Source organism: Christensenella sp., assembly GCF_034927525.1.
GTDB lineage: Bacteria > Bacillota > Clostridia > Christensenellales > Christensenellaceae > Christensenella.
This window is the reverse complement of the sequence record NZ_JAYFPU010000116.1, coordinates 1-17,626: the sequence shown is the minus strand read 5'-3', so window position 1 is coordinate 17,626 and position 17,626 is coordinate 1. Positions and strand designations below refer to the sequence as shown.

The window sequence follows — 17,626 nt, the reverse complement described above, 5'->3', positions numbered from 1 at the left end:
GCCCCATCGCAGCATAGATCGCGCTCGCCCCGCAGAATATCCCCACGCATCCGGCAGCGATCTTTACAGCATGTACCCCTGTAAAGTCCCCGATGGCCAGCAGCGCGAACAGCGCGGTCAGCGATCCAAACACCACCTGCGTCGCACGATTGTGTTTCCATGTTCCGACGAACATAAAGAGCGTGAATACGCACCAAAGCAATAAATAAAAGCCCATCGAAAGCTCATCCGCAGCAGTCACGCCCGCGCCAAACGGATTGCTCCAGATGACAACGAGCGACCACCAAAAAAAGCCGTATGCGGTGAACGCCGTTCCGCCAAAAGTGTTTCCATTGCGAAATTCCAGTATCCCGGCAATGATCTGTGCCGCGCCCCCCAGCGCAAACCCCATAGCCGCGATCACGACCGAAAGCTCGATGATCCCTGCGTTATGCAGGTTAAGCAATACTGTCGTCATGCCAAATCCGAGCAGCCCAAGCGGCCCCGGATTACATTTTGTTTGTTGCTCCGTACTCATTTTCTACATACCCCCATATGCATTTTATGTTTTTTTCAGGACATACCTCAAGAGTATACCACAAAACATGAAAATTAGGTTGCGTATTTTGAAAACGTCTCTCGTTTTCCGTTTTTCCATTTACTTTTTGTGTTATACTTATAGCAAATCCAAATTCGGAGGATCAAAATCATGACCTTTTCCCACTCAAAAGATCGTATTTTTCTCGAGGGTGAAAACCACAAAGTGCTTGCCTTTGTTTCATTTCCACCGGAAGGCGATGGTGTCGTAAACGCAAAGCATACCTACGTCGATCCTTCCCTTCGTGGTCAGGGTGTGGGTGACAAATTGATGCTCGCGCTGATAGACGAGCTTAAAAAGAACGGCAAAAAAGTAAAACCGACTTGTCCGTTCGTTGTGAAGTGGTTTGAACGCCATTCCGAATACGCTTCTTTTCTTGCGGAATCGTAAGGAAGGCCACACATGACAAAAGGTAACGACAAAAAAACAGACCTGCGCACGATTCCCGGCGTGGGAAAGGCCACCGAGCAGGATCTGCTCGCCCTCGGCTATACCTGTGTTGAGGATCTGCGCGGCGAAGACGCTGAGGAGATATATACGCGCGATTGTATTTTGCAGAACGAGAAAATCGACCGCTGTCAGCTGTATGTTTACCGTCTGGCCGTTTATTATGCGGAAACAGAAAACCCAGATCCGGATAAGCTGCAATGGTGGAAATGGAAAGACTAAAAAACCGGGCGTTATGCCCGGCCTTTTTATTTAATCCCGTTTCAGTATTTCCTGCACCTCTGCAATATACAGCGTATGATAGTCCTTATCCGGATACCATTTCGCGTCCACTGTGCCTCCGTCTAAGAAGCACGCCGGATCATACGGCTGTGCAAACAGTTTTTTGCACACAATGACAGTGTCCGCTTCTTCAAAGAACGGCGTACCCTTCCGATGGGCAACGCCAAACTCTGTTTTGGCGATCTTATCCTCGTCGCGTCCCGAAACCGTGCCAAAATAATTGAGCTCGTTGCGATAATCGTTTTTCAGAAACGACAGAGAGAACGTATCCGCCGCATCTACAAATTCCTTGGTGTAGCGCTGCGGCCGGATGACCACAAAAGCAACATTCTTTCCCCACATCACGCCAAAGCCGCCCCACGAGGCCGTCATAGCGTTCACCTTGCCGTCCTTTTTCGCAGCGACCAGCATCCAATCCCGGCCGATCATGCGAAACACACTCTGGTCGAATTCCTCCGGTACTATCGTTTTAAAATCTGCCATTTCCTGTTCTCTCTCCTATCGTGTTTAGCCGATCTTGCGCCGCGACGGCGGCCTGTCGCCCGTATTTTTAAGTTCCTCGAGGATCTCGCGCTGCATTTCCTGCGTCACCTCGATCTCTTCATCCTGCACCTCCGCAAGTTCCGTCTCTTCCGTCTCGTCCGCCAAAAGCTCACGTTCTTCTTCGATTTCTTCCTCTTCGCGCGCCAGCTCTATCTGTTCCTCCGTGATCTTTTCATGCTTCGTTGTGGGCTCGTCCATGTATTTTTCCAAAAACGCCGGAATATCTTCCTCCTGCGGTTTTTCGTAGATACGCTTGGGTTCCCCCGCAAAGAGGTCTTCCATTTCTTGCTCGTCTTCCGGTTCTTCTGTTTCCTCAGGTTCTTCTATCTCGCGGACATCCTGCTCCGGTTCCCTGATTTCCTCTTTCCTGTGCACAGTATCCGCTTCCACATAATCTACGGTCATCGCCTCGATCGCTGTGCCGATGTGGTTTACTGTATCCATTGGGGTCATCGAATATTCCCCCAGCTCCTCCGCAGCATATTCGCCCGCCATTCCGGCAACATAAACGCCCATCAAAGCGGCTTCATATGCGTCCTTGCCCTGTGCCGCAAACGAGGCGATCACGCCCGTAAGCACATCCCCGCTGCCGCCCTTCGCCATGCCCGGGCTGCCCGCGCACACCAGCGATGCGTTGCCAAACGGATCGGCAACCACGGTTGTCGTACCCTTTAACACAACGATCACGTCATGCTCCATTGCGAATCGTACCGCGCACTTGAGTGGGTTTTCCTTAACCTGTGCAACACTCATACCGCTTAGCGCAGCAAATTCCTTGGGGTGTGGCGTTAAGATCACATCCCCGCTCTTATCATCTAATATCCCGCTGTCTTCGCTCAGCGCAAAAAGCGCGTCCGCATCGACCACCTTGATCATATCATGATTACATACGACCTCTGCCACCAGCTCCATCGCGGCGCGTTCCCTTCCGAGCCCCGGCCCGATGGCGAGCGCCGTTTTACCTTCTATCAGCCCCGCGACTTCCGCCGCCGCAAGGCCCGAAAGCTCGCCGTTCAGTCCACCGGCAAACGTATGACACACTGCTTCCGGCACATTATTTTGCAGTACATTGACAACAGGCTCCGTAGAAGCCGCCACAACAAGCCCCGCGCCCGCACGCGAAGCACTGCGTGCACAAAGCACAGCCGCCCCCGCCATGCCCGCGCTTCCCGCGATCATCAGCAGCCGCCCATAGCTCCCCTTATTCGTATCAAGCGCCCTCATTCCCAGGCACATATCCTCGTCGTCGCTTTCGTAAGCGCATACGTTCGCCTGCAGCGGCACATCGCACCCGTCGTCCACGCCGATCTGAACGACACAAAGCTCGCCTGCATATTCCCTGCCCGGGAACATGAAGTGCCCGATCTTCGGGTATTGGAATGTCACCGTGACGTCCGCCCTGACCGCTGTCCCCATAACAGCGCCCGTCTGTGCGTTAACGCCTGAAGGAATATCCACACTCACTACAAGCGCGTCGCGCTCATTCAGGTAATCTATGAGGTCGGCATGTAACCCATTTACGTTGCGCGAAAGCCCAGTGCCAAATAGCGCGTCCACGTATACCTCCACCTCGTCGAGCGACGCAAGCTCTGTCGCGTCACGAAGCCACAGTACGCCTTCGTCCTGTGTCGCAAAGAAAGCGTAGTTCGTTTGCGCGTCCCCGCTCAATTCTTCTTCTTTCCCCGCCATCACAACGCTCACGTCATATCCGTTCGCAAGCAATATACGCGCAACGGCAAGCCCGTCGCCGCCGTTGTTGCCCGTTCCGCAGAACACCTGCACGCTGCACGGCTCTGTTTCCTCACGGATACGGTCAAACACCCCGTAAGCGGCATTCTCCATCAGCAGGATGCCCGGTATCTTTTTCTGTTCGATCATGTATTTGTCTACTGCCCGCATTTGTGCGGGGGTCAGTGCGATATGCATATTCCTAGTCCTCTCTTTCCAGCACCGCAAGCGCGCTTGCATAGTCTCTTGTGTGGGTGATACTTAAAAAAACCTTACAGCCGCGGCTCCTGTCAGCCCGTTTTCCGTGAAGCTTCACAACCGGCGCGCCGCCTTCCTCATGCAACACTTCTATATCTGTTAGCGGCCCGTCCGTAATGCCCATCCGCATGGTTTTCAAAACAGCCTCCTTTGCACAAAACATGCCCGCCGCACTTTGTGCCGCAAATCCTTTTTCCGCAAGGTACAACCGTTCTTTTTCCGTAAATATCCGCTTCAAAAACGCCTCGCGTTCTATGGCCTTTTTCACGCGCTCGATTTCGATATTGTCGATGCCGATCCCCTCGATCATTTGCCCATCCCCGCCAGCACGGCATTGATTACCGCCCTGCGCGTCGCTTCCGCCGCCGCCGTGATCAGCGCGTTTAAATCGATCTGCTTGTTCCCGTAAGAAAGCGCGAATATCGTGTCTCCATCAAGCATCGTATGGATGGGATCAATGGACTTTGCAAGTCCGTCGTGCGCGACCTGTGCCAGCTTCGTCGCCCCGTCCTTATCGAGCACGGCGTTCGTCGCTACCACGCCGATCGTCGTGTTCTGTCCCATTGCCTTGCTCATATCCACCGCGTTTTCCATCAGATACTGCGACGTGCCGATGTGCGCGCCGTTTTTGTGTGCACCCGCAAGCACCTCGCCGCGCTCCACCACGTCGCCGAATGCGTTGACGCATACAAGCGCCCCCACGACGACGCCTTTAGGCAAAATGATGCTCGCCGTACCGATGCCTCCCTTTTGAGCATGCGGCATACCAAGCGCCTTACCGACTGTTGCGCCCATACCTGCGCCAATACTACCCTGTGGCACCTTCGTACCCGCGTTGATGCACGCGGCATAACCCATGCCCGCATTGGGACGGATGTCGCTTCTTCCGAAACCAAGGTCATAGATCACCGCCGCCGGTACGATGGGTACGACCGCCTCTGCGGTGTGTATACCCATCTTTTGCTGCTCGCAATAGATCATCACGCCGTCCACCGCCGCCAGCCCATACGCGCTGCCGCCCGCAAGCAGCACAACCTGCGCCTTTTGCACCGCCTTGGCCTGCGCCATAAAGTCCGTTTCTCGCGTTCCCGGCGCGCTGCCGCGTACGTCAACGCCACAAACCGCCCCATTGGGTGCGATTACAACGCTCACGCCCGTCATGCCTATGGTATCCTGCGCATGGCCGACGAGCAGCCCCTGCACATCTGTTATACTTCCACTATACATATAATGTTTGTCCCCCGTTTAGCGAGCGGAATATTTCCCTCTAAATATAATCCGCCATACCGCGCACCGAAACTTCCCCCGCGCGGAATATTCTTGTTTCCTGCCCGACACGCACAATGACCGCGCCGTCCTCGCAGAATCCTTCGCATACACCGTTCAGTGTCTCATTTGCGCATACGATGCGTATCTCTTTTCCTATTATAGCACTATTTTCGCAATATTCGTCAAAAACAGACCCGATTCCTTCGTTAATGTATCTCTCGCAATAGGCAAATACGTCGTTTGTAAGCGCGGCGCACAATTGCTGCCGGTTAAGCTCTTTTCCTGTGGCCATGCGCAGCGATACCGCACGCTTCCTGACCTCATCCGGAAAATCCTGCTGATTGACATTTAACCCCATCCCGCACACGATGTATTCCACATGGTCGATGTCAGAAGACATTTCAGTCAAAATACCGCACAACTTTTTTCCCTCATATACGATGTCGTTCGGCCACTTGATGAGCGCCTGTACACCGCACACGCGCCGCACCGCGCGAAGCAGCCCGAGAGCTGCCGCAAACGTGATCGCCGGCGCTTTTTCAGGCGTGAATTGCGGACGCAGCAATACTGTCATCTCGATGGACGTGCCACGCTGCGAATCCCATCCGCGCCCCAGCCTGCCCTTGGCGCGCCCCTGATGCTCCGCGATAAAAACACTTTTTGCAGGCGCGCCGTCACGCCCCGCACGCTTGGCTTCTTCATTGGTGGAATCTATTTCATCCATCCAGACATAGTTTACGCCCGGCATTTCTTCGTACAGTGAAACATACTCCGGCTTCAAAAGATCTGGCAGCTTTGTAAGGCGGTATCCCCGCCGCGTGTGTGCCTCGATCTCCCCGCCTTCGGCGCGAATCTCTTTGATGTGCTTCCATACAGCCGCGCGCGATACGCCAAGCTGTTCGCTCAGCTCCTCGCCCGACACAAAATCCTCTGCATGAAACAATATGTCAATGATCGATTTTCTCATTCTTCCGTCCTTGCAAGCGCACTCTTGATGTCCTCATACTCAAATCCCTTGCCCATCAGCGCACGTATGATCTTCTGTTTTGCCTTGTTCGGTTCTTCCTCGCGGTACTTATAGCGCAGCCGCTCTAAGTAGCCGTCCAGCACCTCGTCCCCTGCTTCGCTCTCTCTTGCCGCCCGCTCAGCAAGCGCGCGGTCTATTCCCTTTTGCATCAGCTTGCTCACCGCGACGCGCTGCCCATATTTTTGCATCAGCTCTTGCGCATACATCTGCGCATATTCTTCATCGTTGATGTATCCATACCCCGCAAGCTGCCCGATCACACGGTCGATCGAATCCTCCTCGATCTCCTTTGCCTTCAATTTATTGCGTATCTCGCGCTCCGTGCGCATCTTATACGACAAAAATTCCATCGCCACACCCGCGGCGTATTTGTCGCCATCCTCGCTTTTTAGCTCCAAAAGCTGTTCTTCGGAAAGCTCCGTACCGATCTTAATGTGGTACGCAAGAGCCGTATCGAGGTAGACAGCCACCAAAAAGCCGTCCTCCGTATACAGGTTCACCCTGTTTTTATTGCGTGCACCTTCTTTGATATCGGTAATTTTTATCATATTTCTATTATATCCAAAAGAGTCTTTCTTGGAAACTCATTTGCAATTTTTATTTTTTTTCGGTAAAATAAAGCATTATGAGAAGAATATTTTGTTTGATCCTGCTTGCGGCGCTTTTGTGCGTTCCGGTCTTCGGCATGGCGGCAGACAATGTCATATCCCAGAACGACCGCGGCGACAACGTCGCGCTCGTACAGCAGCGCCTGCGCGACTTAGGATACCTCAACTACCGTCCGACAGGCAAATTCAGCGAGCTCACCATCGCCGCAGTACAAAGCTTCCAGCAGCAAAACGGCATTGCGCCCGACGGACAGATCGGCTCCGATACCTATAACCTGCTCTTTTCGGACGGCGCCAAACGCGCCCCGGCAAGCGCAGGCATCAAGCGCATCTCCGGCCCCGCCTACAACGGCAGTGTAAAAACACACGGCACATTAGGCGCATGGGAGGCGATCAGCGCACTGATCCCCGAGGGCAGCGACATAGCTGTCACAGACTACAACTCCGGCACAACATATACCATGCAGCGCACAGGTGGCGTAAACTGCGCACAGGTCGTTCCCAAAACAACGACCGACTATGCCGCATATTTGGCTTCCTTTGGCGGTGACGCAACATGGGAGCACCGCTCCGTGCTCGTGACCATCGGCGAGACCGTATACGCCGCATCCATGTTCGGCATGCCCACAGGCGGCGATGATAACGGTACAGGCATGAAGGGACATACGTTCCTGTCCTTCAATCCCGGCCGCACGGATATTTTCGGCCTCAGCGACGAAGAAAGCCTCGTCGCGATCACAAAGGCTGCAGGCGAATGATCTTACGCCTCATCCACAGCCTTTACCCATACAGAAACTGAACCGTCGTTTACAAAAAAGTCCGCCCAGCCGTCGCCTTCAATGGCGATCTCGCCCGGGTGGTTTTTTGTGCAGTCAACAAACGTGCTGCCCGCAAATTTTTCGCCCACATACATCCGTTTCACGCCACCGGAACCGTTGGTCAGCAAAACCGCAAGACCTGAATTTCCATGCGTCTCATCGCCCTCGCGCGTCCACCCGATGATATTCGGATCGTCAAAATAATCATTTTGCTTGCCATATGCAAGGTAGCGCCGCGCAGAAATAAGCGAAACCAGCACTTCACGCATCGCTTCCACACCATCATGCGGAATGCCGTAATAATCGCCGTAGAAAACACACGGATACCCTTCCTGCCGCAACAAGATCAGTGCATACGCAAGCGGCTTAAACCAAGCCGGCACCCAAGAGCTTAAGGATTGCCCCGGCTGCGTATCATGGTTGTCCACAAAGGTCACAGATTTTAATGGGTTGTTCTGCGTCAGCGTATCATGGAAGATCGTGCGCATATCGAATGTCCCATTGCTGTTTGCCGCATCAAAAAAGCGGAAGTGCAGCGGCACGTCGAAAAGCGACATCGCCCCTTCCGTGGTATCGATATAGTCCTTGAGCGCCGCAATATCGCCGTTCCAGTATTCCCCCACAGAAAACAGCTCACGGTTTTTTTCGTTGCGCAGCGTATTTAACCAGTCGCTGTAAAAAGAAAAGCGCATGTGCTTGACAGCGTCCATGCGAAATCCGTTCACCGGCGCTGTTTCCAGATACCAGCTTCCCCATTTTTTCAGTTCTTCCACGACCTCCGGATTATTGAGATCCACATCCGCGCCCATCAGGTAGTCAAAGTTTCCCTTTTCGTCGTCCACCTCGTCTTCCCACGGTTTGCCGTGGAACTTAAATATCCCTTTTTCCTGTTCCTTTTCGTCCCAGTCTATGCCGCCAAAATGTGTATAGTTCCACTTGAATTCCGAATACTGCCCATTTCTCCCCGGAAAATCGAACTTCGTCCACGCAAGGATCTCCCTATCTTCGCCAATGCTCTCCTGCCTGTTTTCCGGGTTATATTCGCGCACCAACACCGGCTCCGTCCCGTCCGCGCCCATCATATGATCGAGCACAATGTCCGCATAGACCTGTATGCCGTGGTCGTGCAGCGCACCAATCGCGTTGACGTATTCTTCCCTGGTGCCATATTTTGTCGCGACCGACCCCTTCTGGTCAAATTCTCCCAGGTCATAATGATCGTATACGCCGTATCCCACGTCGTCTGCGCCGCCGCTGCCCTTATAGGCGGGCGGCAGCCATACCGCCGTGATGCCATCCTCTTTTAACTGCGAAGCTTCTTTCGTCACCTGATTCCATAGCATGCCGGAAGGCAGATACCACTCAAAGTATTGCATCATCGTCCCGTTATCCTGATTATCCATACACAGCTCCTTTAATGGTTTGCGTCAACAAACCACTTATTCACATCCTCAAACACCCTGTTTTGACGTGCACCCGTAATACCGGTGATCGCCTGGTCACAGATAATAGAATTCATGCGGAAATAAAGCCCGATCTGCGGCACGCGCTCCATCAACTGTCTTTGCAGCTCGCTGTAAGCCGCCTTCACCTGCTCCTCGCCAAACGCGCTTGAGCACGCGGCGATCGCGTCCGTCAGTTCCTGATTGGATACGCCGTTATAGTTGCCCGAACCACCGCTGTCAAACATAAATGAAAGCTCCGGGTTTTCGTCAAGGTAATAGCTCACGAACGCAAGCTGATAGTCCCTTGCCGTAAGCCGCGCATAAAAATCGGCGGGCGCCAACTCTTCTATCGTGATATCGACGCCCACACGCGCAAGCTGCTTTTTGATGGCCTTTGCCGCCTCTACGCGGTAAGAAGCGTCGCGCTCTGATGGTACGATCAGTGTGATGGCAAGCGCATTGCCCTCCGCCTCCTCGTCCGTCTTATAGCCGGATGCACGCAAATAGTCACGCGCTGTTGCTAAATCGTCGTCCTGCTTATACTTGGAATCATACGCGTAAAAATCCGGCGCAATCGGCATATTTGCCGGAACCGCGTGATTGAGAAGCACCGTGGAGATGATCTCACGCCTGTCGATCGCATAAGAGATCGCCTGTCGCACATTGCTGTCCCCTAAGATATCCGACCCCAGGTTCGGCACAAGGCAGTCGTAATAATTCGTCATATAATCCACGACCTGGGTCTTTCCCGCGTGTTTGTATTGCCCCGCGTAAAGCACGTCTGTCGTGATAAAGTCAAGGATGCTCGATTCCACCTTTTCGATCTTCTGGTCGGCGCCGCTCACCGCATTGGCCGCGATTTTCTCGATGTACGGCTTTTCGCCCCACCATCCGTCGTTACGCACAAGCGTCATCCTCACGTCCTGCTCATAACCGTCCACCCGATAAGCTCCGGTGCCCACAGGCGTACCGCTCGATTCGTATAGCGTAGCGCTCACCACCGGGAAGGTCATCAAATAAAGCGCCTCTCGTCCCGGCTTTGTCATCGTCAACTTAAGCGTATAATCATCCAAACGTTCATAATTTGAAAGCAAGCTGTTGTATTGTACATAGCGGTTGCTCTCGGGCAACTCTACCTCTCCGCCACCTTCTGTTGTTCCCGCACTGGGGCTTGCGCTGCTGCTCGCCTCAGGGCTGGCGCTCGGTTCCGGCTCCGCACTTCCCTCTGGCGGCGTACTTCCTTCCGGCTGCGGTGCTGCGGGGTCTGTTGTCCCGCCCGCTTCCAGCACGCGCTTTAAGCTGTATATCACATCGTCCACATTAAAAGGCGTCACCCCGTCCGCAAACATCAGGTTCTGCCGGAAATGGAACGTATACACCGTCCCTGTCTCGTCTACCTCCCACGACTCCGCAAGCCCCGGCTGCGGTTCACTGCCAACGCCAAGGCGCACAGGCGTGTCATAAATAAGCGTCAGCAAATTAATGAGATCCTCGTCCGTTGCGGCAAGCGGGTCTAAATCCGTCACGCCCTGCGGCATGGCGATAAACAACTCGCCACCCTCCTGCGCCACGGGGGCCTTCGTATCCGTTGCCGACGCTGTCGCCCCTGTGCTCGACGAAGCGGACGGCGTAGTGCTGCTCAAGTTCGTGCACGCACACAAAAGCACTGTTGCAGCGGCGACTCCCGCTGCCAGTATGCGTTTACCCCAGTTCATAATGTTCCTTGTATTTCTCATATGCATTGGTTACCTTTTTTACGTAGTTTTCCGTTTCCTTGAACGGAATAGAATCGAGCGTCGTGCCGTCTGTCGAGTATTGTGCGTCATCGAGCCATTCCTGCACCCTGCCGTGCCCCGCATTGTACGCCGCCATGACCGCTTCTTCATTGGGGAATCTCTCCTTTAGGAAGCCAAGATACCAGCACCCCATTTCAATGTTCGTCTCCGGATCAAGCAGCATCTCCTTGTTGAATCCTTCCAATCCCAGTTTTCCCGCGACCCATTCGCCCGTCTCCGGCATGACCTGCATCAGCCCCATTGCGCCCGCGCCCGAAACCGCTTCTGCGTCAAATCCGCTTTCCGTATGGATGACCGCTGCTACAAAGTACGGATCAAGCGCATACTCATCCGCATATTTCACGATCAGTTCTTCATATTTGAGCGGATATTTCGCCTGCCAGTTTAAGTCGCCGAACACAAAAAGCCCGCCCAGCACTGCTGCCACGGCAATGACCACGCATACGACGATGATCACCGCTTTGCTCCCTTTTTTCCTGCTATTTGCTCTGCCCATAAAATTGTTCCCTCACCTGTTTCTTGAGTTCCTCAAGCGTGCCGTTGTTTTCGATCACAACATCCGCGTATTTTCTCATTTTTTCCTCATCAAGCTGGCTTAGCAGCCTGTTCCTGGCATGCTCGTGGCCGATGCCATCGCGCTTTTTGATGCGGTCTATCTTACTGTCTTGCCCCGCGGCAATCAGCCATACCTCGCCCGTGAGCGCAGTAAGCCCCACGTCTACCAGCAGCGCACAATCAAGCACTACCGTGCCCGTCGCCGCACCCATACGTTCCTTCACTTCTTTAATGATCAGCGGATGCAAGACCTCGTTGAGGCGCTTTAGCTCCGCCGGGCGCGAAAACACATATTCTCCCAGCTTGTGCCGGTCAAGCGATCCGTCCGCACGAAAAAAAACTTCGCCGAACGCATCCCTTACTGCAAGCGCACCCGCCTTGCCCGTATCGCTTATCTCCCGCGCGATGCGGTCAGCGTCGATCACATACGCGCCCAGCTCCTCAAGATACGCCGCCGCGCTGCTCTTGCCCGACCCGCTGTTGCCCGTCAGGCCGATCACGCGTTTTTTTATTTCGCTTCCGCCCATGTCTTTCCTTTCGCCACATTGACGACCAGCGGTACGCTCAGCTTCATTGCGTGCTCCATACAATCCGCGAGCAGCTTCGTCACCTTGTCCGCCTCGTCGTTCTTTGCATACAAGATCAATTCATCGTGTACCTGCAATACAAGCTTTGATTCAAATTTTCCTTTTTTTAAAGCGTCCGCCACTCCGTTCATCGCGATCTTGATGATATCTGCCGCGCTGCCCTGTATGGGCGTGTTGAGCGCAGCGCGTTCGCCGAACGAACGAATGTTGAAGTTGCCCGATGCAAGCTCCGGAATATAGCGGATGCGCCCGTACAGCGTTCGCACGAACCCGTCCCTGTGCGCCTGCGCGATGATCTCGTCCATATATCTCCGCACCCCGCGAAACTCCTCAAAATAACGCGCAATGTAATCCGATGCTTTTTTACGTGTGATGCCCAGGTTGCGCGCCAGTCCAAAATCACTGATGCCATAAACGATGCCGAAATTGACCGCCTTCGCGCTTGCGCGCTCCTGCTTCGTGACATCTTCGATATTCTTATCAAGTATCTCTGCCGCTGTACGCGCGTGGATGTCCTGCCCCTTTAAAAACGCATCCTTCAAATGCCCGTCGTCCGCGATATCCGCCAAAATACGCAACTCGATTTGTGAATAATCCGCCGACACGATGGTATAACCCTCCGGCGCGGGGAACGCGCTGCGAATGTCGTTTGCCATCGCCGACTTGATAGGGATGTTCTGCAAATTTGGTTCCACGCTCGAAAGCCGGCCTGTCGCCGCGACCGTCTGCAAAAACGTCGTATGAATCATACCGTCGCGGATCAGCACACGCAGGCCGTCCACATACGTACCCTTCAGCTTGGTTAGCGTGCGGTATTCCATAATATAAGGAATGATCGGGTGTTTATCCTCCAGCTTTTCCAAAACCTCCACATCCGTGGAATAGCCTGTTTTCGTCTTCTTGACCACGGGCAGACCGAGCTTTTCAAACAATACCTCCGCCAGCTGCTTGGTAGAGCTGATATTGAATTCCATGTTCGCCTGCTCATAAATACGCGCAGTCAGCTCCCCTATCTGCGCTTCATATTTTTCACCAAGCGTCTTAAGCGCCTCGTCCGAAACGAGCACGCCCGTTTTTTCCATATCATAGAGCACCTTTAGCAGCGGCAGCTCGATGTCGTAATAAACTTTATCAAGTTCCTTTTCCTCGATCTCCTCACGCTGCCTCTGCGCCAGCGCAAACAGCCCCGTCGCGCCGACCGGAATATCTTCGCGTTCCAGCACGCTTTCCATGTCGTATTTGGTATGCGACGGATTCAATACCCACGCCGCAAGCATCGTATCGAAGTACGTCCCGTCCGTAAGACGGCCGTCCCCGCAAAAATGTTCCATGCCCTTGATATCGTGCGCAACGATGCTCTTGCCCGCAAGAAGCGGCAGCGCTGCCTTCAAAATTTCCGCGAGGTCATATCCCTCGTCAAGCAGCGTCTCCTTCTGCGGGATCAGGTATTCATTTTCTTCATCCACAGCAAAATGCAGCCCGCCCTTAAAATACAGCGCAAGCTCGACCGCGTCCGCAAGTACGCCAAGGTCATCAAGACCTACTGTTTTGATTTCTATTTCCTTTTTCTGTTCCTCCGCTTCCATAGAGAAACGCTTCAAAAACGATCCAAAGCTGTATTTCTCACTCATTGCGCGCAGGCCATCCATATCAAACCCATCAAACGCAAATTCGTCAAGCGTTGCTTTTAGCGGCATGTCACGGTGGATCGTCGCCAACTGCTTGGATAAAAAAGCGGATTCCTTACCGTTCACAAGCTTTTCGTACAGCTTGTTTTTGGGCAGCTCCTCAATATGCTCATACAGGTTTTCCACCGTTCCATATTCCAGCAAAAGCTTGAGCGCAGTTTTCTCTCCCACGCCCGCGATGCCGGGGATATTATCAGATGCGTCGCCCATCAGGCCTTTCAGATCAGTGATCTGCTCAGGGGTGATGCCCATTTCCTCCATCAGCGCCTCACGCGTCATCAGCTTCGTTTCAGATACGCCCTTTTTGGTCAGCACCACGCTCACATGCTCGTCGATGAGTTGCAGCTCGTCACGGTCGCCCGTGAAAATGTACGATTCCATGCTGCGCGCCGACGCTTCCTTTGCGAGCGCGCCCAAAATGTCGTCCGCCTCAAAGGTCTCCTGCTCGGTATAATGTACGCCTGCCAGCGTGAGCGCATCTTTTAGCATCGGAAACTGTTCATTCAGTTCGTCCGGTGTTTTGCGCCGTCCCGCCTTATATTCCTTAAACACCTCATGCCGGAACGTTTCTTCCTTCATATCAAAGGCGACGGCGACATATGTAGGTTCATATTCCTCTACGATTCGAAAAAGCATTGTAAAAAAGCCGTACACAGCATTTGTGTGCCGCTTTTCCTTATCCATCATCGTCGTGGGAAGCGCCCAATACGCCCTGTGCACCAGACTGTTTCCATCAATCGCCAGCAATTTATCCGCCATGTTTTTTTCTTCCTTCCAAACCGTTTTGCCGTCGTATCATTTTATCATGCCCACCGCCTAAAATCAAACCGTGCGCCCGCATGTTCACTGATTGTTCGAATTCACTCCCCATAAGAAAAAAACCGCCATATGCAGCAGTCTTTTCAGGTATTCATATTCTCTTTTGATTCCTTAATTCTTTGATGCGCCCGACACGTTTCAGCCAGTCCTCCTGTTCCTCAAGAAGCATTGACCTCACACGGTCGACCATTTCCAGTCCCTCCACATTTTGCTTCAGGCATTCCAGCACTTTTTCATTTAACATCACTTCATACCTCACAATTTAACATTTGCAACGTTCTAGTGGCATTGTAGTACTTCTCACCGTCTATAATATAAGATATAATTTACAGAAAGGAAATTGCTATGCAAAAGATAATTCAAAATGCGGATTTTAACCAAAACCTGAAAAGGCTGCGTGCCGAAAAAAGTTTTTCGCAAAACGATCTTGTGAGCAGGATGCAGACACTGGGAAGCAATATTTCCCGCAGCGGTTATTCCATGATCGAGATCGGAGTGCGCAAAATCAAAGTGACCGACTTAGTCGCATTGCAGCAAATCTATAAAGTGGATTTCGCGGAGTTCTTCAAAGGCATCAAACCGCATGAATAACAAAGGAGAAAACATGCTTGAAGTAGTATTCGGCGACAGCGAAAAAGGCTCCATGAAGGTTGGAAAATGCCGCGGGGACGGCTTCACCATTGTTGGCTATATCGGCGGCTCAAGTGATGGACATCCATTATCGCAGGCCGAAATGGAGGATATGTTTGAAGGAGATACACCGCTTGAGGGCTCCCCTTCCGACGTCGTTAACATCGGCTTCACGCTCGACGTTGGCGATATTTCCGGCGCGGTCGACGGACAGGGGCGGCAGGCCGCTTTTGATCTGTTATGGGGCATGCACGATTTCAGCGACCAAGACCGCGAAGAACTGTTTTCTGCCCAGCGCGCAGACCTTGAAAAGCTTCTTTCCGTCGCGCGTAGCGGGCAGTCGGTACGCATCTGGACAAGCAACGCTCCCTATTCAACTTGCGGGCTTTACTACACCTGCCATTTGCTGCGTCACATAGACTGCGACATACGCGTCATTGCCCTGCCGCCATTCATGCCGCTTGAAAATGAGGACGCGACCGTTTCCTACAGCCACTGGGGCGAGGTCGAGCCTGGCAAATTCTCCTCGTTTCTGCCGCTCGAAAAAAAGCTCCTCCCTTGCGAAAAGCGCACGCTTGCAATAATGTGGTGCGATTTAATACAAGAAAACGCCCCGCTAAGGGCGCTTGTCAACGGACATTTGTTGTCTGTCCCCGAAACCTTTTACGACCATCTTATCTTAAACAATGCGCCGGACGGCGATTTCAGAATGATATGGCTTGTCGGCAAACTTCTTGGAGAATACCAGCTCGGGATCAGCGACAGCTGGTATGTTGCACGTCTGCGTGCCATGATCCGTGAAGGCAGGTTCGCCTTGGTCGGTCATGCGGATAAGTCCCATCCCTACGGTGAAATTCTAAGAAAAATCAGCCGATGATCATTGCAAAAATGACAGTCAGAACGCCCGCAACGCCGATGGCAAGGCCGCTCATTGCGCCTTCCACTTCGCCGATCTCGAGCGCTTTTGTCGTACCGAGGGCGTGCGAGCTCGTGCCGATGGCAACGCCGGCCGCGACTGGGTTTTTCACGCGGAACAGCTTGATCATGCCCGGCGCGGCAATTGCGCCGATGATGCCCGTCACCACGACAGCCGCCACCGCAATGGACGGGATTCCGCCCAGCATCGCGGCAACATCCATCGCAATAGGTGATGTGACCGACTTAGGCAGCAGCGAAGAAGTCATTTGCTCCCCTACGCCGAACAACTGGCACAGTCCATACACGCTACCCATCGAGGCAAGCGACCCTGCCGCGCACCCAACAATCACAGGCAGAAAATTCTTTTTCAACAGCCACAACTGACGGTAGATCGCAAGCGCGAGCGACGCGGTCGCGGGTACGAGGAAAAATCCAATGATGTCCCCGCCCTTGTTGTATTCCTCCAACGGAATATCGAACACCAGCAAAAAGACGATCACCAGAACGATCGCGATCATCAACGGGTTTGCGATGGGTGATTTTGTTTTTTTGTTGATCCATACGCCGATCGCGTACATAACGATGGAAAGCACCACGCCAAAGAAAGGCGAGCCGATAAACTCATTCATGCCGCGTCCCTCCCATCCGTTTTTGCAGAGCCATCACGCCCTTGACGGTATACGCCGTCACCAAAAACGTGACCACCGTCGAAACACAGCAGATAACGAGGAACGGGATCAGATTGTTCTTTAGTAGGTCAAATTCCTTTATGACCGCGACCCCAGCGGGAATAAAGAAAAAGGCCATGTTTTTCAGCAGGAAATCTCCAAATTGTTCGATATGACGTATTTTGATGATCTTTACAAGCAGCAAAATAAAGAGCAAGATCATGGAGAGCACGCTGGTCGGTATGGGCAGCGGGAGGATGATATTAATAAACTCTCCCAACAAACACACTGCCAAAACGATACCTATTTGAAATATACCTTTCACGTCTTATCCTTCCTGTCACTTGATATTCCATACCTATGTATTATAAACTTCCTGCTCCGCTACATCAAGCTTATCCAAATAAATACCCCCCGGACGCTTATCCGGGGGGTATCCTTATCAGGCTGCAATGCAAGGCGAAAACGCCTGAGCATATTGCCTTAGATAAGAGGCACTAATTTTGCGTGATCATATGCTGTTTGCTTGTCATCCTCGATTGCAGCACCAGTATCACTAGCAGTACGCCACCCGTGATACATCCTTCCCACAAGTAAGATATCTGGTTTAGGTTGATGATATTGCCGATGATCGTAATGATCAGCGCGCCCCACATCGAATTGAGCACCTTTCCGCGTCCGCCTGATAAAAGCGTACCGCCGAGTACCACAGCCGCGATCACGTCCATCTCGTAGCCGTCGCCTAAAAGGATGTTTCCAGAATAGGTACGCGCTGCCACGATCACGCCTGCAAGTCCTGCACACGCGCCACTCAAAAGGTATGTGAAGAATTTTACTTTATTTACCGGAATGCCCTTCATGACAGCTGCTTCCTCGTTGCCGCCGATGGCGTAACAATCACGACCGAACACTGTGTATTTTGCCACGATCGCCGCAATGATGAAGGCCGCCACCAGGATGATT

21 protein-coding genes are annotated in these 17,626 nt (G+C 52.9%); 5 read left to right on the top strand and 16 right to left on the bottom strand.

Going from position 1 to position 17,626, the window contains the following annotated elements; all coding sequences use genetic code 11:
* The coding region (locus tag VB081_RS04720; RefSeq protein WP_323399694.1) for an acetate uptake transporter at positions 1 to 517 on the bottom strand (517 nt) is incomplete at its 3' end.
* Between the two features lie 171 nt (positions 518 to 688).
* On the opposite strand from VB081_RS04720, the gene VB081_RS04715 reads away from it, so the two are divergent.
* Together VB081_RS04715 and VB081_RS04710 are read left to right on the top strand one after the other, a co-directional pair.
* On the top strand, positions 689 to 967 hold the full coding sequence (locus VB081_RS04715) for a GNAT family N-acetyltransferase (RefSeq protein WP_323399693.1): 279 nt from the start codon (positions 689 to 691) through the stop codon (positions 965 to 967).
* A 12-nt stretch (positions 968 to 979) separates the two neighbouring features.
* Complete coding sequence (locus tag VB081_RS04710; protein ID WP_323399692.1) at positions 980 to 1,246, top strand: helix-hairpin-helix domain-containing protein; 267 nt, start codon at positions 980 to 982, stop codon at positions 1,244 to 1,246.
* Positions 1,247 to 1,276: 30 nt separating this feature from the next.
* Here VB081_RS04710 and VB081_RS04705 read toward each other — a convergent pair whose 3' ends face one another.
* From VB081_RS04705 to VB081_RS04680, 6 genes are read right to left on the bottom strand one after another with little or no spacing between them, the layout of a single operon-like run.
* On the bottom strand, positions 1,277 to 1,789 hold the full coding sequence (locus VB081_RS04705) for a flavin reductase family protein (protein ID WP_323399691.1): 513 nt from the start codon (positions 1,787 to 1,789) through the stop codon (positions 1,277 to 1,279).
* A gap of 24 nt (positions 1,790 to 1,813) precedes the next feature.
* Positions 1,814 to 3,775: an NAD(P)H-hydrate dehydratase gene (locus VB081_RS04700; protein WP_323399690.1), complete on the bottom strand. Its 1,962-nt coding sequence runs from the start codon at positions 3,773 to 3,775 to the stop codon at positions 1,814 to 1,816.
* Between the two features lie 4 nt (positions 3,776 to 3,779).
* A complete protein-coding gene (gene acpS, locus VB081_RS04695) occupies positions 3,780 to 4,145 on the bottom strand; it encodes a holo-ACP synthase (protein ID WP_323399689.1) in 366 nt (121 codons plus the stop codon).
* Positions 4,142 to 5,062: a P1 family peptidase gene (locus tag VB081_RS04690; protein ID WP_323399688.1), complete on the bottom strand. Its 921-nt coding sequence runs from the start codon at positions 5,060 to 5,062 to the stop codon at positions 4,142 to 4,144. The genes acpS and VB081_RS04690 overlap by 4 nt, the downstream gene beginning before the upstream one ends.
* Before the next feature lie 40 nt (positions 5,063 to 5,102).
* Positions 5,103 to 6,071: a biotin--[acetyl-CoA-carboxylase] ligase gene (locus VB081_RS04685; protein ID WP_323399687.1), complete on the bottom strand. Its 969-nt coding sequence runs from the start codon at positions 6,069 to 6,071 to the stop codon at positions 5,103 to 5,105.
* Positions 6,068 to 6,679, bottom strand: coding sequence for a RecX family transcriptional regulator (locus VB081_RS04680; protein ID WP_323399686.1), 612 nt, complete (start codon positions 6,677 to 6,679; stop codon positions 6,068 to 6,070). The genes VB081_RS04685 and VB081_RS04680 overlap by 4 nt, the downstream gene beginning before the upstream one ends.
* Positions 6,680 to 6,756: 77 nt before the next feature.
* Here VB081_RS04680 and VB081_RS04675 point away from each other — a divergent pair, with 77 nt between their 5' ends.
* Complete coding sequence (locus tag VB081_RS04675) at positions 6,757 to 7,497, top strand: peptidoglycan-binding domain-containing protein (protein WP_323399685.1); 741 nt, start codon at positions 6,757 to 6,759, stop codon at positions 7,495 to 7,497.
* A 2-nt stretch (positions 7,498 to 7,499) separates the two neighbouring features.
* Here the strand turns inward: VB081_RS04675 and VB081_RS04670 are convergent, their stop codons facing one another.
* The 6 genes from VB081_RS04670 to VB081_RS04645 all read right to left on the bottom strand — a co-directional run bounded on the left by VB081_RS04670 (position 7,500) and on the right by VB081_RS04645 (position 14,691).
* Positions 7,500 to 8,960 carry an alpha-amylase gene (locus VB081_RS04670; RefSeq protein WP_323399684.1) on the bottom strand — a complete coding sequence of 487 codons (1,461 nt, stop codon included), beginning with the start codon at positions 8,958 to 8,960 and terminating at the stop codon, positions 7,500 to 7,502.
* 11 nt (positions 8,961 to 8,971) lie between these two features.
* Positions 8,972 to 10,717, bottom strand: coding sequence for an ABC transporter substrate-binding protein (locus VB081_RS04665; RefSeq protein ID WP_323399683.1), 1,746 nt, complete (start codon positions 10,715 to 10,717; stop codon positions 8,972 to 8,974).
* Positions 10,704 to 11,294 (bottom strand): lytic transglycosylase domain-containing protein, encoded by a 591-nt coding sequence (locus VB081_RS04660; protein WP_323399682.1) that lies wholly within the window; start codon positions 11,292 to 11,294, stop codon positions 10,704 to 10,706. The genes VB081_RS04665 and VB081_RS04660 overlap by 14 nt, the downstream gene beginning before the upstream one ends.
* Positions 11,278 to 11,880, bottom strand: coding sequence for a dephospho-CoA kinase (coaE, locus tag VB081_RS04655; protein ID WP_323399681.1), 603 nt, complete (start codon positions 11,878 to 11,880; stop codon positions 11,278 to 11,280). Before coaE ends, VB081_RS04660 begins: the two co-directional genes overlap by 17 nt.
* Entirely contained in the window at positions 11,862 to 14,387 is a 2,526-nt protein-coding gene (locus tag VB081_RS04650) for a DNA polymerase I (RefSeq protein WP_323399680.1), read from the bottom strand. The genes coaE and VB081_RS04650 overlap by 19 nt, the downstream gene beginning before the upstream one ends.
* Before the next feature lie 151 nt (positions 14,388 to 14,538).
* On the bottom strand, positions 14,539 to 14,691 hold the full coding sequence (locus VB081_RS04645; protein ID WP_323399679.1) for a hypothetical protein: 153 nt from the start codon (positions 14,689 to 14,691) through the stop codon (positions 14,539 to 14,541).
* Between the two features lie 101 nt (positions 14,692 to 14,792).
* On the opposite strand from VB081_RS04645, the gene VB081_RS04640 reads away from it, so the two are divergent.
* Positions 14,793 to 15,038 carry a helix-turn-helix domain-containing protein gene (locus tag VB081_RS04640; RefSeq protein WP_323399678.1) on the top strand — a complete coding sequence of 82 codons (246 nt, stop codon included), beginning with the start codon at positions 14,793 to 14,795 and terminating at the stop codon, positions 15,036 to 15,038.
* A gap of 13 nt (positions 15,039 to 15,051) precedes the next feature.
* Positions 15,052 to 15,954 carry a DUF3658 domain-containing protein gene (locus VB081_RS04635; protein WP_323399677.1) on the top strand — a complete coding sequence of 301 codons (903 nt, stop codon included), beginning with the start codon at positions 15,052 to 15,054 and terminating at the stop codon, positions 15,952 to 15,954.
* Here VB081_RS04635 and VB081_RS04630 read toward each other — a convergent pair.
* The 3 genes from VB081_RS04630 to VB081_RS04620 form a co-directional block, all read right to left on the bottom strand.
* Complete coding sequence (locus tag VB081_RS04630) at positions 15,944 to 16,624, bottom strand: LrgB family protein (RefSeq protein ID WP_323399676.1); 681 nt, start codon at positions 16,622 to 16,624, stop codon at positions 15,944 to 15,946. The two genes, VB081_RS04635 and VB081_RS04630, sit on opposite strands and share 11 nt — an antisense overlap.
* Positions 16,617 to 16,988 (bottom strand): CidA/LrgA family protein, encoded by a 372-nt coding sequence (locus tag VB081_RS04625; RefSeq protein ID WP_323399675.1) that lies wholly within the window; start codon positions 16,986 to 16,988, stop codon positions 16,617 to 16,619. Before VB081_RS04625 ends, VB081_RS04630 begins: the two co-directional genes overlap by 8 nt.
* A gap of 172 nt (positions 16,989 to 17,160) precedes the next feature.
* On the bottom strand, positions 17,161 to 17,626 hold a 466-nt coding region (locus VB081_RS04620), incomplete at its 5' end, for an ABC transporter permease (RefSeq protein ID WP_323399674.1).

What these genes read in the sequence shown, in the direction of transcription:
- VB081_RS04640 (WP_323399678.1), top strand. Translation starts at nt 14,793, where the DNA reads ATGCAAAAGATAATTCAAAATGCGGATTTTAACCAAAACCTGAAAAGG.
- VB081_RS04705 (WP_323399691.1), bottom strand. Translation starts at nt 1,789, where the DNA reads ATGGCAGATTTTAAAACGATAGTACCGGAGGAATTCGACCAGAGTGTG.
- coaE (WP_323399681.1), bottom strand. Translation starts at nt 11,880, where the DNA reads ATGGGCGGAAGCGAAATAAAAAAACGCGTGATCGGCCTGACGGGCAAC.
- VB081_RS04685 (WP_323399687.1), bottom strand. Translation starts at nt 6,071, where the DNA reads ATGAGAAAATCGATCATTGACATATTGTTTCATGCAGAGGATTTTGTG.
- VB081_RS04660 (WP_323399682.1), bottom strand. Translation starts at nt 11,294, where the DNA reads ATGGGCAGAGCAAATAGCAGGAAAAAAGGGAGCAAAGCGGTGATCATC.
- VB081_RS04700 (WP_323399690.1), bottom strand. Translation starts at nt 3,775, where the DNA reads ATGCATATCGCACTGACCCCCGCACAAATGCGGGCAGTAGACAAATAC.
- VB081_RS04680 (WP_323399686.1), bottom strand. Translation starts at nt 6,679, where the DNA reads ATGATAAAAATTACCGATATCAAAGAAGGTGCACGCAATAAAAACAGG.
- VB081_RS04690 (WP_323399688.1), bottom strand. Translation starts at nt 5,062, where the DNA reads ATGTATAGTGGAAGTATAACAGATGTGCAGGGGCTGCTCGTCGGCCAT.
- VB081_RS04670 (WP_323399684.1), bottom strand. Translation starts at nt 8,960, where the DNA reads ATGGATAATCAGGATAACGGGACGATGATGCAATACTTTGAGTGGTAT.
- VB081_RS04650 (WP_323399680.1), bottom strand. Translation starts at nt 14,387, where the DNA reads ATGGCGGATAAATTGCTGGCGATTGATGGAAACAGTCTGGTGCACAGG.
- VB081_RS04675 (WP_323399685.1), top strand. Translation starts at nt 6,757, where the DNA reads ATGAGAAGAATATTTTGTTTGATCCTGCTTGCGGCGCTTTTGTGCGTT.
- VB081_RS04710 (WP_323399692.1), top strand. Translation starts at nt 980, where the DNA reads ATGACAAAAGGTAACGACAAAAAAACAGACCTGCGCACGATTCCCGGC.
- VB081_RS04665 (WP_323399683.1), bottom strand. Translation starts at nt 10,717, where the DNA reads ATGAACTGGGGTAAACGCATACTGGCAGCGGGAGTCGCCGCTGCAACA.
- VB081_RS04715 (WP_323399693.1), top strand. Translation starts at nt 689, where the DNA reads ATGACCTTTTCCCACTCAAAAGATCGTATTTTTCTCGAGGGTGAAAAC.
- VB081_RS04635 (WP_323399677.1), top strand. Translation starts at nt 15,052, where the DNA reads ATGCTTGAAGTAGTATTCGGCGACAGCGAAAAAGGCTCCATGAAGGTT.
- acpS (WP_323399689.1), bottom strand. Translation starts at nt 4,145, where the DNA reads ATGATCGAGGGGATCGGCATCGACAATATCGAAATCGAGCGCGTGAAA.
- VB081_RS04645 (WP_323399679.1), bottom strand. Translation starts at nt 14,691, where the DNA reads ATGTTAAATGAAAAAGTGCTGGAATGCCTGAAGCAAAATGTGGAGGGA.
- VB081_RS04630 (WP_323399676.1), bottom strand. Translation starts at nt 16,624, where the DNA reads ATGAATGAGTTTATCGGCTCGCCTTTCTTTGGCGTGGTGCTTTCCATC.